The 15,673-nt window shown below is 53.7% G+C and carries 14 protein-coding genes; 12 read left to right on the top strand and 2 right to left on the bottom strand.

The window, feature by feature from the left end; genetic code table 11:
• Positions 1-9 precede the first annotated feature (9 nt).
• The 10 genes from nuoH to IE102_RS12670 are packed head-to-tail and all read left to right on the top strand — an operon-like array spanning position 10 to position 10,792.
• Positions 10-1,071: an NADH-quinone oxidoreductase subunit NuoH gene (gene nuoH / locus IE102_RS12715; RefSeq protein ID WP_189487235.1), complete on the top strand. Its 1,062-nt coding sequence runs from the start codon at positions 10-12 to the stop codon at positions 1,069-1,071.
• Positions 1,068-1,559 (top strand): NADH-quinone oxidoreductase subunit NuoI, encoded by a 492-nt coding sequence (nuoI, locus tag IE102_RS12710; protein WP_189487233.1) that lies wholly within the window; start codon positions 1,068-1,070, stop codon positions 1,557-1,559. Before nuoH ends, nuoI begins: the two co-directional genes overlap by 4 nt.
• 11 nt (positions 1,560-1,570) lie before the next feature.
• Positions 1,571-2,185 carry an NADH-quinone oxidoreductase subunit J gene (locus IE102_RS12705; RefSeq protein ID WP_189487231.1) on the top strand — a complete coding sequence of 205 codons (615 nt, stop codon included), beginning with the start codon at positions 1,571-1,573 and terminating at the stop codon, positions 2,183-2,185.
• On the top strand, positions 2,182-2,490 hold the full coding sequence (gene nuoK, locus IE102_RS12700; RefSeq protein WP_189487229.1) for an NADH-quinone oxidoreductase subunit NuoK: 309 nt from the start codon (positions 2,182-2,184) through the stop codon (positions 2,488-2,490). Before IE102_RS12705 ends, nuoK begins: the two co-directional genes overlap by 4 nt.
• A gap of 6 nt (positions 2,491-2,496) precedes the next feature.
• Positions 2,497-4,542, top strand: a complete 2,046-nt coding sequence (gene nuoL, locus IE102_RS12695) for an NADH-quinone oxidoreductase subunit L (protein WP_189487227.1) — start codon at positions 2,497-2,499, stop codon at positions 4,540-4,542.
• A 19-nt stretch (positions 4,543-4,561) separates the two neighbouring features.
• Positions 4,562-6,064, top strand: coding sequence for an NADH-quinone oxidoreductase subunit M (locus tag IE102_RS12690; RefSeq protein WP_189487225.1), 1,503 nt, complete (start codon positions 4,562-4,564; stop codon positions 6,062-6,064).
• Positions 6,065-6,076: 12 nt separating this feature from the next.
• Positions 6,077-7,513, top strand: coding sequence for an NADH-quinone oxidoreductase subunit NuoN (gene nuoN / locus IE102_RS12685; RefSeq protein WP_189487223.1), 1,437 nt, complete (start codon positions 6,077-6,079; stop codon positions 7,511-7,513).
• A 29-nt stretch (positions 7,514-7,542) separates the two neighbouring features.
• Complete coding sequence (locus IE102_RS12680) at positions 7,543-8,298, top strand: biotin--[acetyl-CoA-carboxylase] ligase (RefSeq protein ID WP_189487221.1); 756 nt, start codon at positions 7,543-7,545, stop codon at positions 8,296-8,298.
• Between the two features lie 38 nt (positions 8,299-8,336).
• Complete coding sequence (locus tag IE102_RS12675; RefSeq protein WP_189487219.1) at positions 8,337-9,116, top strand: type III pantothenate kinase; 780 nt, start codon at positions 8,337-8,339, stop codon at positions 9,114-9,116.
• 8 nt (positions 9,117-9,124) lie between these two features.
• The gene (locus IE102_RS12670; protein ID WP_189487217.1) at positions 9,125-10,792 is read left to right on the top strand and encodes a ribonuclease J; all 1,668 of its coding nucleotides are present in this window, start codon (positions 9,125-9,127) and stop codon (positions 10,790-10,792) included.
• Here the strand turns inward: IE102_RS12670 and IE102_RS12665 are convergent.
• Positions 10,781-11,794: an Ldh family oxidoreductase gene (locus IE102_RS12665; protein ID WP_189487215.1), complete on the bottom strand. Its 1,014-nt coding sequence runs from the start codon at positions 11,792-11,794 to the stop codon at positions 10,781-10,783. The two genes, IE102_RS12670 and IE102_RS12665, sit on opposite strands and share 12 nt — an antisense overlap.
• 62 nt (positions 11,795-11,856) lie before the next feature.
• Positions 11,857-13,905, bottom strand: a complete 2,049-nt coding sequence (gene phaC, locus IE102_RS12660; RefSeq protein WP_189487214.1) for a class I poly(R)-hydroxyalkanoic acid synthase — start codon at positions 13,903-13,905, stop codon at positions 11,857-11,859.
• A gap of 177 nt (positions 13,906-14,082) precedes the next feature.
• Between phaC and IE102_RS12655 the strand changes: the two genes are divergently transcribed.
• The gene (locus IE102_RS12655; protein WP_189487213.1) at positions 14,083-14,592 is read left to right on the top strand and encodes a hypothetical protein; all 510 of its coding nucleotides are present in this window, start codon (positions 14,083-14,085) and stop codon (positions 14,590-14,592) included.
• A 44-nt stretch (positions 14,593-14,636) separates the two neighbouring features.
• A complete protein-coding gene (glpX, locus tag IE102_RS12650; protein WP_189487212.1) occupies positions 14,637-15,599 on the top strand; it encodes a class II fructose-bisphosphatase in 963 nt (320 codons plus the stop codon).
• The last annotated feature ends 74 nt before the right edge of the window (positions 15,600-15,673 follow it).

Here is a 15,673-nt window from a genome sequence, read left to right as displayed (position 1 = left end):
AGACGACTGATGGAAGCAACTTCATTTTGGGCCACACCTTGGGGCTGGACGATCATTACGATCGGGCAGGCTCTGGCGGTTATTGTGGGTGTGATGGTCTCTCTGGCCTTCCTGCTATGGGGCGACCGTAAGGTCTGGGCGGGCGTGCAGATGCGTAAAGGGCCCAACGTCGTGGGTCCGTTCGGTCTGATGCAATCCTTTGCTGACTTCTTCAAGTTTGTGCTGAAGGAAGTCGTCATCCCGGCTGGTGCCGATAAGATCGTGTTCCTGCTGGCGCCGCTGATCACCTTTATTCTGGCGTTTATGTCATGGGCGGTTATTCCATTCGCGCCGGGCTGGGTCGTATCGGACATCAATGTCGGCATTCTTTACCTGTTTGCGATCTCATCTCTGGGTGTCTACGGCATCATCATGGGCGGTTGGGCATCGAACTCAAAGTATCCCTTCCTGGGGGCGCTGCGCTCGGCGGCTCAGATGGTGTCTTATGAAGTCTCTATCGGTCTGATCGTCATCTGTGTGATCCTGCTGGTCGGCGACATGAACCTGTCGCGGATCGTAGAGCATCAGGCCGGCGGCTTCTGGAACTGGCATGCGTTTGCGCCCAAGACCATCATCGTCATGTTTCCGGTTATGATCATGTTTTATGTGTCGGCACTCGCGGAAACTAACCGTCCGCCGTTTGACTTGCCGGAAGCTGAATCGGAGTTGGTGGCGGGTTATCAGGTCGAGTATTCCTCGACTCCGTATCTGCTGTTCATGATCGGTGAATATGCCAACATCGTGCTGATGTGCGCGCTCATCACCATTCTGTTCTTTGGCGGCTGGCAGGCGCCATATCCAACGGCTGGTTTTATCGAACCCGGCTCGGTGTTTGAGGCTATTCACGGCCTGCTGTGGTTTATCATTAAAGTCGTGTTCTGGTTTGTGATGTTCGCCATCGCTAAAGCTATCGTTCCGCGTTATCGCTACGACCAATTGATGCGTTTGGGGTGGAAAGTGTTCCTGCCCGCCTCATTAGTGGCTGTGGTTTTGATTGCGGCCTACCGCGTATTCGGAGGTGATTTGATATGATGTCCCGTATCGGCCAAGCCATCAAAGGCGCCATGCTGATGGATTTCATCGGGGCCACAGGCCTTGCAGTGAAATACATGTTCAAGCCCAAGGCGACGATCAACTATCCGTTTGAAAAAGGCCCGATCAGCCCGCGCTTTCGCGGTGAGCATGCGCTGCGCCGCTATGCCAATGGCGAAGAACGCTGCATTGCCTGTAAGCTGTGCGAAGCCATCTGCCCGGCTCAAGCTATCACTATCGAAGCTGAGCCGCGTGATGACGGTTCGCGCCGCACGACACGTTACGATATCGACATGGTTAAGTGCATCTATTGCGGCCTGTGTCAGGAAGCCTGCCCGGTTGATGCGATTGTCGAAGGGCCGAACTTTGAATTTGCGACCGAAACCCGTGAAGAACTCTACTACGACAAGGAACGCCTGTTGGCGAACGGCGACCGTTGGGAACGCGTTATTGCGCGTAACCTCGAACTTGACGCGCCTTACCGGTAAAGGATGACGCTATGACTTTGATGGCTATAGCCTTTTACATCATGGCCCTGATTACGGTCGCATCCGGGTTTTTGGTGATTACCGCCAAAAACCCGGTGCATTCGGTGCTGTTTCTGATCCTGGCCTTCTTTTCGGCAGCCGGACTGTTTGTACTGCTGGGGGCGGAGTTCCTGGCCATGCTTCTGGTCGTGGTCTATGTCGGCGCGGTGGCGGTTCTGTTCCTGTTCGTCGTTATGATGCTGGATGTGGACTTCAGCAAGCTGCGCCAAGGGTTTGCTAACTATCTGCCGATTGGCGGTGTTGTGGCGTTACTGTTGATGACGGAACTGATCATGATCAGCTTTGCTGTCGCTGATCGCGGTGCGGCCGCAGGTAATGAGCCGCAAGCCTTTACGGCTGATGCGACCAATATCGAAACCATCGGTCGCGTACTTTACACAGACTATGTCTATCTGTTCCAGGCGGCAGGGTTTGTGCTGCTGGTGGCTATGATCGGTGCCATCGTGCTGACGCTCAAGCATCGCACCAATGTCAAGCGTCAGGATATTTCTAAACAGGTCGGTCGTCAGCGCAAAAACGCTGTGGCCATCGTCAAGGTCAAAACCGGCGAAGGGATCAAAGAATGACTATCGGCCTCGCGCACTATCTCACCGTTTCGGCCATCTTGTTCACAATCGGGGTGCTGGGCATCTTCGTGAACCGTCGCAACGTCATTATCATCCTGATGTCGATCGAACTGATCCTTTTGGCGGTCAATATCAACTTCGTGGCGTTCTCAAGCTATCTGCATAATGTGCAGGGGCAGATCATGGCCATGTTTGTCCTGACGGTTGCCGCCGCCGAGGCCGCGGTCGGTCTGGCTATCCTCGTCACCTTCTTCCGTAATCGCGGCGATATCGAAGTCGATGACGCCAGCATGATGAAAGGCTAATCCATCATGCCGAGCATAGTTACTGTTCTGGTTCTGGCGCCGATGGTCGGCGCGCTGATTGCGGGCCTGTTTGGCCGCCGCATTGGCAATATTGCCTCCCAAGGGGTAACGACCGGGCTGTTGTTCCTGTCGTGCGCCCTGTCGTGGTATGTATTCGGGGCCCACACTTGGGGCGGCATGTCGGATTTTACCGTCAAGTTGCTGGACTTCATCAATATCGGTACCTTCCAATCGGCGTGGTCGATCCGGATCGATGCCCTATCGGCCACCATGCTGATCGTCGTGACGTCGGTGTCTTCGCTGGTTCACCTCTATAGCTGGGGCTATATGGCCGAAGACCCGTCGCGGCCGCGCTTCTTTGCCTATCTGTCTCTGTTTACCTTCGCCATGCTGATGTTGGTGACAGCGGCTGACTTCATGCAGTTGTTCTTTGGCTGGGAAGGGGTAGGGCTGGCGTCCTATCTGCTGATCGGCTTCTGGTTCAATAAGGCTAGTGCAAACAATGCGTCCATCAAGGCGTTCGTCGTCAACCGGGTCGGGGATTTCGGCTTCGCGCTGGGGATCATGACCGTTTACTGGATGTTCGGCACGATAAATTTCGCCGAACTCTTCCCGATGATCGAAGCCAAGGCCGGGACGACCTGGATGTTCCTTGGCTATTCACTCAGTGCCATTGATCTGGCCTGCTTTCTGCTGTTCATCGGTGCCATGGGTAAGTCGGCGCAGTTCTTCCTGCACACATGGCTGCCAGACGCGATGGAAGGCCCGACCCCTGTGTCGGCCCTGATCCATGCGGCAACCATGGTGACCGCCGGTGTCTATATGGTCTGCCTGTTGTCACACATGTTTGAATATGCGCCGGTCGCCAAGATGATTGTCGCTTATGTTGGCGCGATTACGGCGATCTTTGCGGCCTCGATCGGCTTTACCCAAAACGACATCAAGCGGGTCATCGCGTTTTCGACCTGTTCTCAACTTGGCTACATGTTCTTTGCCGCCGGTATTGGCGCCTATCAGGCCGCCATGTTCCACCTGTTCACGCACGCTTTCTTTAAAGCGCTGCTGTTTCTGGGCGCCGGTTCGGTTATCCACGGCATGCATCATGAGCAAGATATGCGCAAAATGGGCGGACTATATAAGTATATGCCGATCACCTATGCTGTCATGACCATTGGCACCATCGCCATTACCGGCCTTGGGATTCCGGGCACGCAGATCGGCTTTGCGGGCTTCTTCTCCAAAGATGCGATCATCGAATCCGCCTGGGCGATGAGCCAAACCCCGCAAGGTATGTTCGCCTTCATCATGGGCCTGTCGGCAGCGCTTTTGACATCATTCTATAGCTGGCGTCTGGCCTTCATGACCTTCCACGGCAAGAAGCAGTGGGAACATGCGCACGACGATCATCATGCCCACGCAGAGGCTCACGGCCATGACGATCACGCCGATGCGCATGGGCACGATGATCATGGACACCACGCTCATAAGCCTCACGAAAGTCCTTTGATCATGCTGGTGCCTTTGCTGGCCTTGGCTGTGGGGGCGGTCGCAGCCGGCTTTATCTTCGCGCCTTACTTTGTCGGTGATCACGCTCACGATTTCTGGGGGCATGCGATCTTTACCGCACCGACCAATCACGTTATGCACGACGCGCACCATGTTGAGACGTGGGTTAAGTTTGCGCCATTGGTTGTGACCTTGCTGGGTCTGGTGCTGGCTTGGTTCTTCTACCTTAAGCGCCCGGATCTGCCGAGGAAGATGGCCGCGAACGAGGGGCCGCTCTATACCTTCCTGTATAATAAGTGGTTCTTTGATGAGATTTATAAGGCCACGTTGGTTAAGGGCTTGCGCGCAATAGGTAATGTCTTCTGGAAAATCGGTGATGTTAAAATCATTGATGGTCTGGGTCCCAATGGGGCGGCGTGGTCAGCCTTGAAAGCCGCTAAGAATCTGGTCAAGACCCAGACGGGTTATGTCTATCACTATGCGTTCGTTATGTTCTTAGGTGTCGCGGGTCTTTTGACCTGGGTCGTATTCTGGCTGGCCGCTTAAGAGGGGATAAGTTTCAACAATGTCACTGGTTATACCTAATCTCCTGAGCGTCATTACCTTCCTGCCTTTGGCGGGGGCGCTGGTCATACTTGTTCTGCGAGCGATGTCGCGCAAGGATGATGAAGCCGCGATCGACACCAATGCCAAGTGGATCAGCCTGTGGACGACACTGGCGACGCTGGCTTTGAGCGTGGTCATGCTGGTGGGCTTTGACCGCACCACGACCGAATATCAGTTTGTCGAGAAAATTCATTGGTTTGGGCCCTTGTCCTACCATTTGGGTATCGACGGCATTTCGATCCTGTTTGTGGCCTTGACCGCATTCCTGATGCCGCTGTGTATCCTGGCGTCCTGGACCTCGATCAAAACGCGTCTGGTCGAATACATGATCGCGTTTCTTATTCTGGAAACCCTGGTCATTGGCGTGTTCACTGCGCTTGATCTGTTCCTGTTCTACGTCTTCTTCGAAGGCGGTCTGGTGCCGATGTTCCTGATTATCGGTATCTGGGGCGGTAAGAACCGAATCTACGCCGCCTATAAGTTCTTCCTCTATACCCTGCTGGGGTCGGTGCTGATGCTGGCCGCCATGCTCTACATGGTGAATGTCGCTGGCACCTCCAGCATTCCTGAATTGTCTAAATTCGCCTTTGCTGAGAATGCCCAGCCGTGGCTGTGGTTTGCCTTCTTTGCCTCATTTGCGGTCAAAATGCCGATGTGGCCGGTACATACCTGGTTGCCGGATGCCCACGTTGAGGCGCCGACCGCGGGTTCGGTCATGTTGGCGGGTATCCTGCTGAAACTTGGCGGTTACGGCTTCATACGCTTTAACCTGCCTATGTTCCCGCAGGCATCGGAAATGTTCACGCCGTTCGTGCTGGCCTTGTCGGTGATCGCCATTGTCTATACGTCACTGGTCGCCTGGCGTCAGACCGATATCAAAAAGCTGATTGCTTACTCGTCTGTTGCGCACATGGGTTTTGTGACCATGGGTATCTTCGCCGGCAATCAGGCAGGTATTCAGGGCGCGGTCTATCAAATGATCAGCCACGGCATCATTTCTGGCGCTTTGTTCCTCTGTGTTGGCGTGGTTTATGACCGGATGCACACCCGTGAGATCAGCTTCTACGGCGGCCTGACTAACCTGATGCCGCACTATGCCTTTGTGTTCCTGCTGTTTACGATGGCCAATGTCGGCTTGCCGGGGACATCGGGGTTTGTCGGGGAAATCCTGACCATGACGGGGGCTTATCAGGCCTCGACCTGGACGGCCCTGATCGCAGCCTCTGGTGTGATCTGGTCAGCGGTCTATGCGCTCAATTTGTTCAAGAATGTCATGTACGGGCCGGTAACCAATCCGAAGCTTGACGGCATTAAGGACCTGAACGCGCGCGAAACTCTGATTTTTGTGCCGCTGGTTGCGGGGACGCTGCTGCTGGGTATCTATCCGGCGTTTATATTTGATTTTACGACCGTCAGTGTGGATGCCCTCGTTGGCGTCTACCAAGCGGCTATCGGCGGTTAAGGGTGGCTTGAAATGGACTTGAACCTCGGTCTGAATTTGGCGCTGCCAGAACTGATCATCGCCGTGGGTGCGCTGGTTATTCTGGTATTTGGTGCCTTCCGCGGCGATAAAGGGATGACATCAGTCAGCGCCTTGTGCGGCGTGGTGCTTATTGCCGCTGCTTATTTTGCCGCTTTTGTTGAACACGGCACGGCTTTTTCCGGTTCGTTCGTCATTGATGGCGTGGCGGCTTTTGCTAAGGTCTTCATCTACATTTCTGCCGTTTTTGTGATTGTGCTGGGGCAGGGTTATTTTGACCGTGTCGGCAATCGCCGCTTTGAGTTTCCGATCCTGATCTTGCTGGCGACGCTGGGCATGAGCATGATGGTGTCGGCGGGTGATCTGATTGCGCTCTATATCGGTATCGAACTGCAATCGCTGGCGCTTTATGTCCTGGCCGCCTTCCGTCGCGATGACCCGAAGGGCTCCGAAGCTGGCTTGAAATATTTCGTACTTGGGGCGCTGTCGTCCGGCTTGCTTCTCTACGGTGCATCGCTGGTGTATGGCTTCACCGGCTCGATGAATTTCAATGACATCGCGGTCGCGGCGGCAGCTAATCAACAAACGGGTCTGATCTTTGGTCTGGTGTTCCTGATCTGTGGTCTGGCGTTCAAAATTTCAGCCGCGCCCTTCCATATGTGGACGCCGGATGTCTACGAAGGTGCACCGACCCCGGTTGTGGCCTTTGCGGCAGGCGCGCCTAAATTTGCGGCTTTAGTGCTGATCGCCCGTGTCCTTATGGGCGGCTTTGAGGATTCGATCGAGCAATGGCGTCAGGTCATTCTGGCCATTTCAGTTATGTCGTTTATCGTCGGTGGCTTAGGCGGCTTGATGCAAAAGAACATCAAGCGTCTGATGGCCTATTCATCTATCGCCAATATGGGCTATGCGTTGCTGGCCATCGCCGCCGGTACTGAATACGGCGTTCAGGCGCTGCTGCTGTTCTCTGTACTTTACATGGTCGATACGCTCGGCATGTTCGCCGTGCAAATGGCTCTGTCGCGCAAAGGTCAGCCGGTTGAAAATGTTGCCGATCTTACCGGCATGTCCAAAATCAGCATGCCCACGACCATCGTCATTACTATTCTGATGCTGTCGCTGCTGGGTATGCCGCCACTGGGCGGGTTCTGGGGCAAGTATTACATCTTTGGTTCGGCTTTGGCGGTCGAGGGTTTGTGGCCATTTGCGGCGCTCGGTCTGGCCGCATCAGTTCTGTCGGCCTTCTACTATCTGCGCATCCTTAAGGTTATGTGGTTTGATGCCCCGACCGATGAACTGGATAAAGCACCGGCTGAGGCCAAATGGATTGCCTATGGGGCGGCGGCGTTTGCCTTCCCGATCGCCATGTTGGCCCTTCACTGGCTTGATCCGTTAGCGCAAATGGCGGCCAGCAGTTTCGGTCTTAAATAAAGAAAGGTGTCCGGGTACGGTCGGCGACTATGGCATCTTACTCTTCGTCCCGAATTGAAGTTTTTGATGTCCTGCCGTCCACCCAGACGCTGGCTGTAGAACGGCTGCGATCCGGGGCCGTTGGATCAGGCTGGATTCAGGCTCGGATGCAAACGGACGGCATCGGTCGCCGGGGGCGGGCGTGGCTTGGTTTCTCCGGGAACCTGATGGCGTCCTGGTACGGCCTGCTGCGCTTAGATGTCGGTCATGTGACCCAACTCTCGTTTGTGGCAGCCCTTGCCGTTACTGATTTATTGCGGCCGCTGGTGCGTGACAAGGCCGATCTGGCGATCAAATGGCCCAACGATATCCTTTATAAAAACCAAAAACTTTGCGGCATTTTAGTGCAGAGTGAACCGACCGAAGTCGAAGGCTATCTAGGCATCGTCGTCGGCATCGGTCTGAATGTCGCCGCTGCACCAGAACTTGAAGCCTATGCGACCGCGGCCTTAAAGCACGTTGTTCTGACGCCCGAAGATTTTGATCCCTTACTTTTGCTTGAAGACCTGAGCGTTTATTTCGATCAGCGCTTAAAGCTTTGGCAGGAAGCGGGGTTTGGCCATGTCGCTCAGGATTGGCTTGAACAGGCCTATGGTCGCGATCATCTGATTGAAGCCGAAGATGCGAGTGGCCCCATTACGGGTAAACTTCAAGGCCTTGACCAATATGGTGCCCTTAAGATCATGGGCGCATCGGGCGTGGTTCATCACTTTAGCGGCGGTGAAATTGCCTATAAAGCGATCTAACGGACGCAACTCACTGCGGAACCGGCGAAAGAAATGATATGCTGTTAGCTATTGAACAGGGCAATACCAACACTTTGTTTGCTGTCCATGACGGGGATACCTGGGTCGCACAGTGGCGCGCGTCGACCGATTCGACCAAGACGGCGGATGAATATGCCGTCTACCTGTACCAGTTGCTGCAAATGAGCGGGCTTGATTTCAAATCGATAACCGACTGTATCATCTCATCGGTTGTGCCGCAGTCTTTGTTTAACTTACGCAAACTGGCGCAGCGTTATTTTCACAAACAACCCTATGTCGTCGGTGATAATACCGTGCTTGGCATCGAAGTGCGCATCGATAAGCCGAAAGAGGCGGGGGCTGATCGACTGGTCAATGCTATTGGGGCTCATATCGCCTACTCAGGGCCATTGATCGTCATCGATTCCGGTACGGCCACCACCTTTGATGTCGTCGCCGCCGATGGCGCGCTGGAGGGTACCGCGATTGCCCCCGGCATCAACCTGTCCGTTCAGGCCCTTCACCTCGCGGCCGCTAAACTGCCACGCATAGCTATTGAGCGACCGGCGCACATAATCGGCAAAGATACGGTCTCGGCCATGCAGTCGGGCATATTCTGGGGCTATGTCGGCCTGATTGAATACCTTGTGACCTCTATTCAGGCAGAGTATGGTCAAAAAATGAGTGTAATCGCAACGGGCGGCGTTGCCTCTCTGTTTGAGGGCGCAACCGACAAAATCGACCACTTTGATCCCGATCTGACCTTGCGCGGCCTCCTTGAAATTTACCAGCGCACCGTAGGCGCTTCAAAAGCATAAAAGAAAATATGAAAAAACATAAAGATGAACTCGTGTTCCTGCCGCTAGGCGGCTCGAACGAAATTGGCATGAACCTGAATCTCTATGGCTTCGGGCCGGAAGATAACCGGCAATGGATTCTGGTTGATGTCGGCGTGACCTTTGGCGACCTGACGACGCCCGGTATTGAGGTCATCGTACCCGATCCGAAATTTCTGGAAGGCGAGACTATCCTAGGTGTGGTGCTGACCCATGCCCACGAAGACCATATCGGCGCCTTGGGCTGGCTGTGGGATAAGATCAAAGCGCCCCTTTATGCCACACCTTTTACGGCATTTCTGATCCGGGAAAAGCTTCGTGAGGCTGGGGTCGATGATTTCGATCTCACAGAGGTCCCGTTAGGCGGCAGTATTAAGATTGGGCCGTTTGAGATTGATTATATTACGATAACCCATTCTATACCAGAACCCAATGGGCTGGCTATCCGTACCCCCCTTGGGACGATCCTGCACACCGGTGACTGGAAAATAGATCCCGACCCGATCACCGGTAAAGCGACCGACATCAGCGCCATCACAAAGCTGGGTGATGACGGCGTTCTGGCCATGATTTGCGATTCCACGAATGTGTTTGTTGAAGGTGCATCAGGCTCAGAGGCTGGCGTTCGTGACGAACTAGCTAAAGTGATAAAGACCCTAAAAGGCAAGGTGGCTGTGGCCTGTTTTGCGTCTAACGTCGCGCGTATGGACAGCGTGATCCGGGCCGCCGAAGCGTGTGGGCGCAGGGTATGTCTGGTCGGTCGTTCCATGCACCGTATGACGGCTGCGGCGAAACACGTTGGTTTATTAAATGGCGTCAGTGAATTTGTGACCGAAGGCGAAGCGTCCAAGATGAAGTCCACCGAAGTGCTTTATCTGTGTACGGGTTCTCAAGGGGAGCCACGGGCCGCGCTGTCGCGGATAGCGGACGGCAATCACCCGCTAGTCAAACTTAAATCCGGTGATGCCTGTGTGTTTTCCTCGCGCGTCATTCCGGGGAATGAAATCTCCATTCGCTCCCTGCAAAATCGCCTGTCGGATTTAGGTGTTGAAATTCATACGGAAAAAGACCACCCGGGCATTCACGTCTCCGGGCACCCGGCACGCGACGAATTGCGTCAGATGTACGAGTGGGCACGTCCGCGTATTGCGGTGCCAACTCACGGTGAACGCAGGCATCTTCAAAAACATGCGGCTTTGGCGGCTGAAATCGGCGTGCCTGAGCAAGTTACGCCCCGAAACGGTGACATGGTGCGTCTGGCACCCGGTCGGGCTGAAATTATTGATGAGGTTCCGGCGGGGCGATTGTTTGTGGATGGCGGCATGCTGGTTCCGGAAGGTGCAGATGCTCTGCGCGAACGCCGTCACGCCGCCCATAATGGCATGCTGTTTTGCTCGTTTGCGCTGGATCGTAAAAATAAACTGGCCTCGATTGTCGAAGTCCGCGGTTTGGGGCTGGCCTTCGAAGATGACGACACAATCTCCGATCAACTGGAAAATATGTGCGATCTGGTTGAAAAGGCGCTCCAAAAATTGTCGCCTGAAGAACGGGATGATGATGTCACGGTTGAGAAAACCGTGGCACGCGTACTGAAAAAAGCGGCCCAGAATATCTGGGACCGCCGCCCGATCGTGGAAACGATTATACTACGGCTTTAGCAGGGCCAAAATGTCTTCATATAGCTTGGCCGGGATCGTTACGGTTCCGGTCTCAAGACTGCGGGCGCGGGCCTCATAGCGTCGCTGTGACGGCAGGCGCGCGCCCTGGTCGATGATCGCCTCAAAAAGCGCTTCAGCGCGATCTGTATGCCGCGTCCAATCCGGCCCCATGAAGGTTTTGGGATCAATAGCAATAATCAATTCGCCATGATAGGGCGTGGCACCTGCACCAGCGTCATATGCCTGCGATTCCAGGCTCAGGAAATCTCCGATCAGCGGGCCGGCCATAAGTTCGATCATGGCCGACAGAGCAGAACCCTTATAGCCCCCAAAGGTGAGCATGGCACCGGCCATAGCGGCTTGCGCATCCGTTGTCGGGTTGCCATCCTTATCGACGGCCCAGCCTTCCGGGATAGCTTTACCTGCCCGGCGATGGAGTTCGATTTCTCCGCGCGCGGCAGCGCTGGTGGCAAAATCAAAAACAAATGGCTGACCGCCCGGTCTTGGCCACGCAAAAGCGAGGGGGTTAGTGCCGAACACGCCCTTGGTGCCCCCGTAAGGCGCAACCCAGCTATGGCTTGGGGTCATCGCAATAGCCACTAGCCCCTCCGCAGCGATGGCCTCAATTTCAGGCCACAAAGCTGAGAAGTGATAACAATGATTGATGGCGAGTGCTGCCATGCCGTGACGTCTGGATTTTTCAACTAAAAGCGGGCGGCCCATGTCAAAAGCCAGCAGAGAGTAGGCCCCTCTGGCATCCACGCGCACGAGCGTGTCCGCGGCATCACTGATTTCGGGTTCTGCATCTGGCGAAACCTTGCCGGAACGGAGAGTATGAACGCACACCAGCAGCCGATAAAGACCGTGGGATTGGCACTCATCTCTCTGACAGGCCCATATAACCCTAGCTATGGATTGAGCATGATTTTTTGAAAAACCATTATCTATTAATACGCTAATAGAAAGATTTAAAGCTTCATCCAAGGTAATAGTCGTGGTCATGTCTTAGCTCCGGTAACACGACCTTACCCTTACTTTGAGTGTATACAATATACAAGTCCAGCTTAGGATTTGACCATCACATAGCTGCCCGGTGCGTCCATAATGGGTTTGAGCTGGCCTTTGGAGGGATCGCGCGCCTCAACCCAATCACCGGATTTGGCATGCAGCCACTCAGCCCAATAGGGCCACCATGATCCGGCATGCTCGGACGCTTTTGAGAACCAGTCATCATAACTTGCCGCGGTAGACAGATTATCATTGATCCAGTGCATGTACTTATGCGCGGCGGGTGGATTGACGACACCGGCAATGTGCCCTGACCCGGCGAGAACATAGGTGACGTCTCCGCCAAACATTTTCGCCCCTTTAAACACAGATAGAGGGGGGGCAATGTGATCTTCGCGACCGGCCTGAGTAAATATCGGAATTTTTACGTTTTTAAGATCAATCTTAATGCCGCCCAGTTCCAGTTCGCCTTTGGAAAGGGCGTTTTCATTGTAGAATTTACGCAGATAAAACATATGCAATGCCTTGGGCATACGCGTTTGATCAGCGTTCCAACACAACAGATCAAATGCCGTAAGGTCCTTACCCATCAGGTAGTTATTCACAAAGAATGACCAGACAAGATCATTGGCGCGCAAAGCGTTGAACGTATCGGCCATAGCCGCACCCGGCAAAACCCCGCCCGCCGCATCCATCTGCCGCTCCAGCTCGTCGATCCATGCGTTGTTGGTAAAAAGGAGCAAATCGCCCGCTTCGGAGAAGTCGTGCTGAGCTGTAAAAAAGGTGGCTGAGCCTATGCTTTTGTCACCTTTGGCGGCCATATGAGCCAGAGCCGTGCCCAATAACGTCCCGCCGATGCAGTAACCGACAGCATTAACGGTTTTGGTACCGCACTGGGCCATGACTTGCTTTATGGCTTCATAGACACCTTGGGTAAGATAGTCCTCAAAGGTGACATCCTTCATAGATGCATCTGGGTTTACCCAGGAGGTCACGAAAACTGAAAATCCCTGATCTGTCAGCCATTTAATCAGGGAGTTCTTAGGTTGTAGATCAAGTATGTAGAACTTGTTGATCCACGGCGGGAAAATGAGCAGGGGGATTTCACGCACGTTTTCGGTCGTAGGCGTGTACTGCAAAAGTTCAAAAAAGGCATTTCGATAAATAACTTTTCCCGGCGTCGTGGCGACGTTCTTGCCGACTTCAAAGTGTGCGTAGTCAGCTTGTGAAATCTTGAGCTTGCCATCACCGCGCGCGAGATCCTCGGCAAATTTCTGCATCCCCTTGACCAGACTTTCGCCGTTTGTGCTCATTAGCGTGTCGAGTGCGGCCGGGTTGGACATCAGGAAATTTGACGGTGAAAAGGCATCGGTTACCAGTTTTGTGAAAAACTCGGCACGCCTTTTAGCAATGGGATCAATGCCTTCTACGGATGAAATAAGGTTGTTTAACCAGTTAGACGACAGCAAATAGGATTGCCGCATCATATCGAAAATGACATTTTGCTCCCACCTGGGATCAGAAAACCGTTTATCCTTGATTTTGGCTGAGGGCATTTCGGTATTGTCATCGGCGCCGAGACTGCGCCGGGTCATAGCAGCCCAAAGCTGTAAGTAGCCCGTCATGAGTTCGGTTTGCGCATTAACGAGCTTATCAGGATTTGACGCCAGAGCATTGGCCACTGTGGTCATGGCGGGGCCGACCTGAAACGGATCGGACGGCACATTCTCCGTCACATCATGAGGTTTGAATAGGGTTTGAGCCAGAGCGCTCTGTGCCGTCATCGCCGCCTTGGCCAGATTTAGTGACAGGTCTTCAAGATTTTTCAGGGCATCCGGATTAAATGCTGAAGCCGTGCCATCTTTAGGTATATCAGGCTGTGGCTGAGGCGATTTGTGATGTTCTGCCTCATCTGACGTTGGTTTTATGGATGCTTTGGGAGTAGATTTTTTCGGAGGCGCCTTGCGCGAGGGCGCTTCTTCTTTAGCCAATAAAACCTTTTTAGTCTTATTGTTACTATCTTTTTCTAATGTTTTTGTTTCGGTCTGTAACTTCGGAGCAGAGCCAGTTTGGGATTTCGCTTTAGGGGGGCGGGCAGGCGGCATGTAAATCCCTTTGCTATGAATTATGACCTTTTGAGTGATCATATCAACATAATCAGGCGATGGGCAGATTGTGTGACATCGTTAGGTCATTTTTTTCCTTTCAGATCGTGTCATAGGGTTTTATTACTGCCGATCTGGTGAGGGCGTATGGTAAGCTCACACAAAGGAGCCGCTGATATGAATAGGCGTTACATTTCTATTATTGCGCTTAGTGCATTAGGCCTGCTGCCGCATTCGGCATTTTCGCAGACACAAGCCCCTATTCGAGGCGATGTTATCTGCCGTGCCGATACACCTTCTGTCGCGGCTGCGCCTTTAGTCACGACATCAGATGCGCCAGAATCGGCCCCATCAATTCCCACCGCGACAGTTGTCAGGGATATTGAGCGTGATGAAAAGGGCTTTCCCAAATGGTCCAATTTTCCCGCGGCGCCTGACAATATTCCGACATCATCCGATATCAAACAGCGGGTGAGCGATATCAAAGCTCGCGAGGATACACTGGAGCAAGCCGTGACGGGTCTGAAGTGGGATGCTATCGACCCCGCCTCCTACAGCTCAAGCGTCCGTGCGCGTCTCAATGCCGATCTTAGCCAGCCCGTGACAAAGAACAATTGCGGTGACATCCATCAGTTTGCTCTGTCTACCCGCGCCAGGGTAGCTCTCCCGCCATCTCCAGACAGATAACATAATTTAAAAACTAAACTCAGGCCAGGAAGCATAAGAAAAACATGCCAATTACAGATTTTACGCTCAGCCTTGACGTCGTGCGTGTGGCTGAAGAAGCTGCTATTGCGGCCTTTTCTCAGGTGGGGGGCGGTGATGAAAAGGCCGCAGATCAGGCGGCCGTTGATGCTATGCGTACGGCGCTTAATTCTATCGATATGGATGGCCGCATTGTTATAGGCGAAGGAGAGCGCGACGAGGCCCCGATGCTTTATATCGGGGAAACCGTCGGCACGGGCAAAGGGCCGCAGATTGATATAGCCCTTGATCCACTAGAGGGCACCACGCTTGCGGCAAAGGCGATGGCTAATGCGTTGGCGGTAATCGCTTTTGCCCCGCGCGGGGGGCTTTTGCATGCGCCCGACACCTATATGGACAAAATAGCTATCGGTCCCGGTTATCCCGAAGGCACTATAGATCTGGATGCGACACCTGAAGAAAATGTCCATAACCTTGCTAAAGCCAAGGGGGTAAAGGTCAATGAAATCGTGGCGTGCGTGTTGGATAGACCCCGTCACGAGCAGATCATTTCGTCACTTCGTAAATCAGGCGCGCGGGTTCACCTTATAACTGATGGCGACGTGGCCGGCGTCATTCACACGGCTCAGCCTGAAACGGCTATTGATATTTATCTTGGTCAGGGGGGCGCGCCGGAAGGTGTTTTGGCCTGCGCCGCCTTAAAATGTGTTGGCGGGCAATTTCAGGGGCGTCTGGTGTTTAGAAACGATGATGAGCGCGGTCGCGCCGTCAGGTTGGGTGTAACTGATTTCGACCGCAAATACATGCTGGACGATCTGGTAAGCTCTGATGCTGTTTTTATAGCGACCGGTGTAACCCACGGCGCCCTCTTGAAGGGGGTTCAAAAAGAACTGTCAGGACGTGGGGAAGCGTTTGTCACAACTGAGACTCTGGTTATGATGTCAAAGACCCGCACGATCCGTAAGTTATCGATGCGCAGACCCCTTTGATGGACATATTGTGACGCCAGATTCTCAGACTATTACCGCCTATCTTGATGTAAGCCGTTCCGCAACGGGGCGCA

Origin of the sequence: Asticcacaulis endophyticus (assembly GCF_014652575.1) — a bacterium.
Lineage (GTDB): Bacteria > Pseudomonadota > Alphaproteobacteria > Caulobacterales > Caulobacteraceae > Asticcacaulis > Asticcacaulis endophyticus.
This window is presented reverse-complemented; position numbering and strand designations above follow the sequence as displayed.